The organism is Streptomyces albidus (ex Kaewkla and Franco 2022), assembly GCF_013870515.1.
In the GTDB taxonomy this organism is placed as follows: Bacteria; Actinomycetota; Actinomycetes; order Streptomycetales; family Streptomycetaceae; genus Streptomyces; species Streptomyces albidus.
Window position 1 is genome coordinate 1 of record NZ_JACBXA010000306.1, and the last position, 6,109, is coordinate 6,109.

General features: G+C 71.9%; 5 protein-coding genes and 1 pseudogene. 5 read left to right on the forward strand and 1 reads right to left on the reverse strand.

Features of this window, described 5'->3' with window-relative positions:
- The 5 genes and pseudogenes from H5J26_RS27385 to H5J26_RS27405 form a co-directional block, all read left to right on the forward strand.
- Positions 1-589: SLC13 family permease (locus H5J26_RS27385; protein ID WP_268933157.1), on the forward strand; the 589-nt coding region annotated here is incomplete at its 5' end.
- A 62-nt stretch (positions 590-651) separates the two neighbouring features.
- On the forward strand, positions 652-2,100 hold the full coding sequence (locus tag H5J26_RS27390) for an acyl-CoA synthetase (protein ID WP_181768653.1): 1,449 nt from the start codon (positions 652-654) through the stop codon (positions 2,098-2,100).
- Positions 2,090-3,532: a carboxyl transferase domain-containing protein gene (locus H5J26_RS27395; protein WP_181768654.1), complete on the forward strand. Its 1,443-nt coding sequence runs from the start codon at positions 2,090-2,092 to the stop codon at positions 3,530-3,532. The genes H5J26_RS27390 and H5J26_RS27395 overlap by 11 nt, the downstream gene beginning before the upstream one ends.
- A gap of 191 nt (positions 3,533-3,723) precedes the next feature.
- A pseudogene (locus tag H5J26_RS27400) lies at positions 3,724-4,265 on the forward strand (DUF1707 SHOCT-like domain-containing protein).
- A 220-nt stretch (positions 4,266-4,485) separates the two neighbouring features.
- Positions 4,486-5,262 carry an alpha/beta fold hydrolase gene (locus H5J26_RS27405; RefSeq protein WP_181768655.1) on the forward strand — a complete coding sequence of 259 codons (777 nt, stop codon included), beginning with the start codon at positions 4,486-4,488 and terminating at the stop codon, positions 5,260-5,262.
- A gap of 46 nt (positions 5,263-5,308) precedes the next feature.
- Here the strand turns inward: H5J26_RS27405 and cobC are convergent.
- Positions 5,309-6,109, reverse strand: an 801-nt coding sequence (gene cobC / locus H5J26_RS27410; RefSeq protein WP_181768656.1) for an Rv2231c family pyridoxal phosphate-dependent protein CobC, incomplete at its 5' end; no start/stop codon positions are given.

The window sequence follows — 6,109 nt, forward strand, 5'->3', positions numbered from 1 at the left end:
CGCCCGCACCGCGACGCTCACGGGCCTGGTCCTCCTCGTCGTCGCCGTCCTCGGCTTCGACCTCGACGCGGGCCTGACCGCGATCGCCCTGGCCGTCGTCCTCGCCGTCATCTGGCCGGAGCACAGCAAGTCGGCGGTCAACGGCATCACTTGGCCCACGGTCCTGCTGGTGTGCGGGATGCTCACCTACGTCAACGTCCTGGACGAGATGGGCACCATCGAATGGGCCGGTGAAGGCGTCGCGGCCATCGGCGTACCGCTGATCGCCGCGCTGCTGTTCTGCTACATCGGCGGGTTCGTCTCGGCTTTCGCCTCCTCGGTCGGCATCATCGGCGCGCTGATCCCGCTCGTCGTGCCGTTCCTGGAGAAGGGCGAGATAGGTGTCGTCGGCATGGTCGCCGCCCTCTCGGTCTCCGCCACCGTCGTGGACGTCAGCCCCTTCTCCACCAACGGCGCGCTCGTTCTGGCCAGCGCGGAGGAGGTCGACCGCGACCGCTTCTTCCGTCAACTCATGATCTACGGCGGCGTGGTGACAGCAGCGGTCCCGGCCCTGATCTGGCTCGCCATCGTCGTCCCCGGATTCGGGTGACGCCGCCCGCTCACGACAGCCGCAACAGACCACACCCGCGAGCACACTGCGAGGGAATCCCCGTGTCCACTCCTTCCGCGCTCTTCCCGGCGCTCAACACCCCGCCCGCCAAGACCGCCCTGCGCTTCGGCGACCGGGTCCTGACCTACGCCGAGCTGGCCGCCGTGGCGGGAGCGCTGGCCGGGGAACTCACTCCCGGACGACGAGTCGCCGTATGGGCGACCTCCACCATGGAGACCAGCGTCGCGGTCGTCGCCGCGCTGCTCGCGGGAGCCACCGCCGTCCCGATCAACCCCAAGGTGGGCGAGCGCGAACTGGCGCACATCGTCGGCGACAGCGAGCCGGCGCTCGTACTCGCCGAGCCCGGGCTCGCTCTTCCCGCCGTGCTCGACGCGCTGCCGCGTACCGACATCTCCACGGCACCACCGGACCGCGCGCCCGTGCTCCCCGCCGAATTGGACGAGGAAGCACCGGCGTTCGTCGTCTACACCTCGGGCACGACGGGCCCGCCGAAGGGCGCCGTCATCCCGCGCCGCGCTCTGACGTCCACCCTCGACGCCCTCGAGGACGCCTGGCAGTGGACGGCCGAGGACGTGCTCGTGCACGGCCTTCCGCTCTTCCACGTGCACGGCCTCATCCTGGGCGTTCTCGGACCGCTGCGCCGGGCGGGCACGGTGCACCACCTCGGCCGCTTCTCCACCGACGGAGTCAGGCGGGAGCTCAGCGGCGAGGGGACGATGCTTTTCGGGGTACCGACCATGTACCACCGCATCGCCGAGGAGGTCGGTGACGATGCTCCACTCGCCCAGGCACTGGCGAAGGCCCGTCTGCTCGTGTCCGGCTCCGCCGCGCTGCCCGTGCACGACCACGAGCGGATCGCAGCCGCGACCGGGCAGCGGATCGTGGAGCGCTACGGCATGACCGAGACGCTGATGAACACCAGTGTCCGGGCGGACGGCGAGCGCCGCCCGGGAACCGTCGGCGTTCCTCTGGCCGGGGTCGAGGTCCGGCTCGTGGACGAGGAGGGCGCGGCCGTCGAGGAGCCCGACGGCGAGACGATCGGCGAGATCCAGGTCCGCGGCAGGAACCTGTTCACGGAGTACCTCAACAGGCCCGACGCCACAGCCGAGGCGTTCGACGGCGGCTGGTTCCGTACGGGCGACATGGCCGTCCGCGAATCCGACGGGTACGTGCGGATCGTGGGCCGGAAGGCCACCGACATCATCAAGTCCGGCGGCTACAAGATCGGTGCCGGCGAGATCGAGAACGTGCTCCTCGAGCACCCCGACGTCCTCGAGGTCGCCGTGACGGGTGAGCCCGACGATGACCTCGGCGAGCGCATCGTGGCCTGGATCGTCCCCGGCGCGCGGCGTCCCGATCAGCAGGAGCTGGCCGACCACGTCGCCGCCCAGCTCACTCCGTACAAGCGGCCCCGCGTGGTGCGGTTCCGCGACGCCCTGCCGCGCAACGACATGGGCAAGCTCATGAAGCGGGCACTCCATGAGCAGTGAGCGCGCGACGGGCGGCGAAGACCGGCCCGGGGGACGGCAGTCGGCACGTGAGGCCGCACGGGCCGTGGCCGCCGGTTTCACCGAACTGAAGGCCTCCGTCCGGGAGATCACAGCGTCAAGGGAGGGGACGGACGCACCCGGCGCGGACGGACCGCTCAGCTGGCACGGCTACGGCGCCGCCCGCGATCGCGCGCGGGAGCGCACAGGCGAGGACGAGTCAGCCGTCTGCGGCACCGGCATGATCGGTGCCGTCGAAGTGGTCCTGCTCTCCTTCGAGTTCGGCTATCTGGGCGGCTCCCTCGGCGCCCGTACCGGCGACCGGATCGCCGCGGCCTACGCACACGCGCGCTCGCACGGACTGCCGCTGGTGTCGCTGATCGCCACCGGTGGCAGCCGCATGCAGGAAGGCATGGTCGCGCTCTCCCAACTCCAGCGGGTGGCACGGGAGTCGATGCTCGCCCGGCGGGCGGGGGTGCCGCAGCTCGCCGTCCTGCGAGACCCGTGCACGGGGGGCGGCTGGGCGACGCTCGGTGCGAGCGCGGACGTGGTTCTGGCACTGCCGGGCGCGCAGGTCGCCTTCGCGGGCTCCCGAGTCCGTCCCCGCGGTGCAGACCCGCGCGCCTACTCCGCGGAGGGACAGCACGCGGCCGGGCACGTCGACCGGATCGTGGGGGAGGAGGAGTTGGGCAGCGCACTGGAGCGGTGGCTCACTCTTCTCACCGGCCGCTCCGACGGTCCGCCGACTCCGCCGCGAGCCCTGGCCATGCTGTCGACGGGGCCTTCCCTCTCGAACCCCTCCAGCGGGCAGGAGGCTGTGGCACGAGCCCGCTCGGAGGAACGTCCGCGCGCCACCGCCTACTTGGACGACCACTTCGAATGGCGCGAGGAGGTCAGAGGCGACCGGTGCGGTGGCGTCGACGACGGGATGCTCTGCGGCTTCGGATGGCGCGAGGGCAGCGTGGTCGCCTACGCGGCACAGGCCGGTACGGCGACGCGGCCCGCCGGGTTCCGTACGGCGGCGCGGCTGATCCGTACCGCCGACAGGCTGGGCATCCCCGTGCTCACCCTGATCGACACCCCCGGAGCGGCCAACGACGCGGAAGCGGAGGGCGCGGGAGCCGGGCCCGCCATCGCCGAGGCATTCGCCGCCGTGGCCGAGGCGACCGTGCCCGTCACCTCGCTGCTCATCGGCGAGGGCGGTTCAGGCGGTGCGCTGGCACTCGCCGCACCCGGGAGGCTGTGGGTCACGCCGGACAGCTACTTCTCCGTGATCGCCCCGGAGCTGGCGGCTGCGATCCTCAAGCGTCCTCAGGAGGAAGTCCCGGCGACCGCCGACGAGTTGTGGCTGCGACCGCAGGACGTGGTCCGGCTGGGCATCGCACAAGGCGTCGTCGAGCAGCGGGAGCCGAGCTCCAGGGACACGGCCGCCTAGGGCCTGTCTGACAAATGGCGCCCCCGCCTGACAGGTGGACCACGCTACTTTGCGGACACCCCCAGGGGTTCGACGCACGGGTCGGCCGGGTTGAAGGGCGTGATGACGATTGATGGGCCTCCTCGTCAATTGCCTTGCACGCTGCGGACCTTGGCGGGGTCGCAGCGCCGGCACGGCCCTGGAGTGAGACGGTGACCTCCCTACCCGAAGACCGGCCGTCGTTGATCAGCGAGGACGATCGCGACGCGGCCGTGCGGCGCCTGCAGGAGGCGTACTCCGAAGGGCACATCTCGCACGAGGAGATGGACGCGAGCCTCGACCAGGTGCTCACTGCCAAGACGCGCAGCGAGCTGGTGTCGGCCACGGCCTCGCTCCCGGAGGAGGGTCCGGGCACCACGTCCACGATCGCCGCCGCCGGCGGCCGGATCCAGCGGCGCGGCACATGGCGGGTACCGCGGACGCTCAAGGTCGAGTCCGCCTTCGGAAGGGTGCACCTCGACCTGGCCCGGGCCGTCTTCGAGCACCCGGTGGCCGACATCGAGCTGCAACTCGGCACCGGCAAGGCCAAGATCACGGTGCCTCGCGACGCGGTCGTCGACGTCGAGGATCTGCACACCGGGTGGAAGGACACGCTCTACAAGCATCGGGGGACGCCCGCCCCGGCGGGCCGAGGATCCGGATCTCCGGGACCATGGGGTTCGGACGGCTGAAGATCCGCCACGCGCGACGTTGAGGCCCGCCTGGCACCAGGACCATCTGTCCGGGCCCGGAACGGCGAACCCGCGCGGTCACACCAGTGGAGAGCCACCGGAGACGGTCCGAAGTGACCGCCGCAGCAAGCCTGTCGAGGCGCTACTTGTCACGGCCCCCTCAAACCGAGGACTTCCGGAGGGTGAGCAGGCCATGCTCACGGAGGGCATCTGCACTGCCACAGCGGATCATTCGGAGGATTCATGAAGAGAGCGGTCTCCAAGGACGGCACCGGCATCGCCTACAAGCGGACCGGCGACGGTCCGCCCGTCGTCCTGGTCGGAGGGGCCACCGCCACCCATGCGATGGAATCGCCGCTCGCGGCCGAACTCGCCGCAGCGCACACGGTGCACATCTACGACCGCCGCGGTCGCGGAAAGAGCGGTGACACCGCCCCGTACGCCGTGGAGCGTGAGGTCGAGGACCTGGCGGCCGTGATCGAGGCGGCCGGCGGCGAGGCGGCCGTCTACGGCGTCTCGTCCGGCGGCGCGCTCGCGCTGGAGGCCGCCGCGAGCGGTCTGCCCATCACCCGCGTCGCGGTGTACGAAGTGCCGTACACGACCGACCCGTCGATGAAGGCCGCCGCGGAGCAGTACACCGCCGAACTCTCCGAGCGGCTGGCCGAGGACGACCGTGGTGGGGCCGTGGAGGCGTTCCTGCGCCACGTCGGCCTCCCTGCGGACGCCATCGCCGAGATACGCCGGGCGCCCTTCTGGAAGGGGTTCAAGGCGATCGCCCCCACCCTCGCCTACGACGACGCGGTCATGGGCGGCGCCGAGGTGCCCGCCGCACGGCTGGCGCAGGTCGAGCAGCCGGTGCTCGTCGTCTGCGGCGGTGCCGGTCCGCAGTGGTTCCGCGACGCCGGGCAGGCCGTGGCGGAAGCGACGCCGCAGGGAAGCTACGAGACGCTGGAGGGCCAGGACCACCAGGTGGACCCGGCGGTGCTCGCTCCGGTGCTGCGGAGGTTCTTCGCTCAGTAGCCGCCGACGTCCGGTGCCGGCGGCCTGAACTCCGCCGGCCCCGGTGTCACAGCCGTCCGAGGACCTCGGCGAGGGCTGCGGTGAGCTGGTCGGTGCACGCCTTGTCCCGTACAGCGATGCGGAGCCACTGCGGCCCCAGTCCCGGAAAGGTGTCGCCGCGCCGTACGGCGAAGCCCGACGCGCGCAGCTCCTCCCGGAGTTCACGGGCCCGCGGGTGACTCACCAGGACGAAGGGCGCCTGCGGGTCGCCGTGCACGGTCAGGCCCGCAGCGCTGAACTCGCCCAGCCGGGAGCGCAGATGGGCGCGGTCGGCGGCCACCTGCCGTGCCGCCTGATCTGCCTCCGCGAGTGCTTCCGGTTCGCAGCACGCCTCGGCCGCGGTCAGGGCGGGAGCCGAGACGGGCCACAGCGGCTGATGCCGGGCGAGGGCGGCGACGGTGCCGGGGTCGGACAGCACGTAGCCGATGCGCAGCCCCGCCAGACCCCAGGTCTTGGTGAGGCTGCGCAGCACGACGAGGTTGCCGGGGAACCGCGTCCCGGACGCCAACAGGGGTGCCACGGACCCCCGTTCGTCCGGAACGGCGTCGATGAACGCCTCGTCGACGACGAGGGTGCGCCCATCGCGGGCGAGTGCTGCCAGTGCGCTCAAAGGGTGCAGCACCGAGGTCGGATTCGTCGGGTTGCCGACGATCACCAGGTCGGCGCTCTCGGGCACCCTCGCGGCTTCCAGCCGGAAGCCGTCCTCGGCGCTCAGCATCACCCGTTCCACCACGTGCCCGGCGTCGGCCAGGGCCGCCTCCGGCTCGGTGAACTGCGGGTGGACCACGGCCGGTTGCCGTGCCGGCAG

Coding starts and splice junctions, on each gene's coding strand:
- H5J26_RS27395 (WP_181768654.1), top strand. CDS start 2,090: ATGAGCAGTGAGCGCGCGACGGGCGGCGAAGACCGGCCCGGGGGACGG.
- H5J26_RS27405 (WP_181768655.1), top strand. CDS start 4,486: ATGAAGAGAGCGGTCTCCAAGGACGGCACCGGCATCGCCTACAAGCGG.